The 1,271-nt window shown below is 54.4% G+C and carries 1 protein-coding gene; it reads right to left on the reverse strand.

Features of this window, described 5'->3' with window-relative positions:
- Positions 1–55: 55 nt before the first annotated feature.
- The gene (locus tag J1G18_RS27815; RefSeq protein ID WP_135295291.1) at positions 56–1,198 is read right to left on the reverse strand and encodes an IS481 family transposase; all 1,143 of its coding nucleotides are present in this window, start codon (positions 1,196–1,198) and stop codon (positions 56–58) included.
- Positions 1,199–1,271 lie beyond the last annotated feature (73 nt).

Raw genomic sequence — 1,271 nt, forward strand, 5'->3', positions numbered from 1 at the left:
GGGTGTATGTACCGGAGACATGGTGGACACATGTTCGGAGACATGGTGGACGGTTTTAGATCTTCTTACCTGCTGTGACAATCTGCAAGTTCAAGTCGATTTTGGCTATACGATGTTTACCCCAGTAGACATCGTGGATGCCATCCTCCGTCGTTTCCCGGATAGCTACTGACCTCCCGTGAAAAGCCTTTCCGACTGTGTATTCACGGTTCCCCCAGTAGATCTCGCCCTTCACCTGAACCTTCCTGATCACATCGCCATCGTTGTACTCCGGCGCCGCGGGTTGCTCCTGATATTCCCGTGGACTACTGCTGTAGCGGGCCGCAGGAACCTGCATGTCCAGCGCCTGATGCGGGCGCTTCTGATTGTAAATATCACGCCAGCTATCAAACGCCCGTTGCGCGCCATCGAGATCGATGAACAACTGGCCTTGCAGAACTTCGCTTTTAAGGCTGCGGTGAAAGCGCTCCAGCTTTCCTTGGGTCTGCGGATGATAAGGTCGGGAGTGGCCGACCTTGATGCCTTGGCTCATCAGCCAGATCTCCAGTGCGGTATAAACACCTGTCTGGTCACCCCAAGGCGAACCGTTGTCCATCGTCATGCGCAAAGGCAGGCCGTAGCGCCGAAAGGTCCGGATTAGATGCTCCTGAACGGTTTGGCGCTGCTCGTTCGCGCACGCAGCGATGCACAGCGAAAACCGTGAATGATCGTCCAGTATCGTCAACGGATGGCAACGGCCCTGGCCCAAGCTGATATGGCCCTTGAAGTCCATCTGCCAAAGATCATTGGGAGCTTCATGCTCGAACCGGATAAATGGCTTGATCTCAGCGGCCTTTGGATCAACGCGCGAGTGACGCTTTAAAACCGCATGCACGGTGCTGACAGAAGGCATCACTGCGCCGTTGTCTTCCAACACGCGCTTGAGCTTGCGAGCGCCCCAAGCCGCGTACTCCTGACTCACGGTCAGAATCTGCTGCTCAACCTCATCAACACAGCGTTTGGGTGACGTTTTCGGTCGCCGAGACTGGTTGATCAATCCCTCAACACCTGAGGCTTCAAACCTGTTTAGCCATTTGTAAGCAGTGCTTGGACTGATATTGAATCGACGGCAAAGCAGCCGAATATTGGCCCCCTCTTGCCGAGCCAAAAACACGAATTCCGAGCGAAGTTGCACGGTGGACACCTCTTCCCAAGACACAGGTCATCTCCTTGGCGATGAGCAATGTGTCTATTAAAAAGTGTCCACCATGTCTCCGAACACCTGTCCACCA

Source organism: Pseudomonas sp. MIS38 (assembly GCF_019891575.1).
GTDB classification, from domain to species: Bacteria; Pseudomonadota; Gammaproteobacteria; order Pseudomonadales; family Pseudomonadaceae; genus Aquipseudomonas; species Aquipseudomonas putida_A.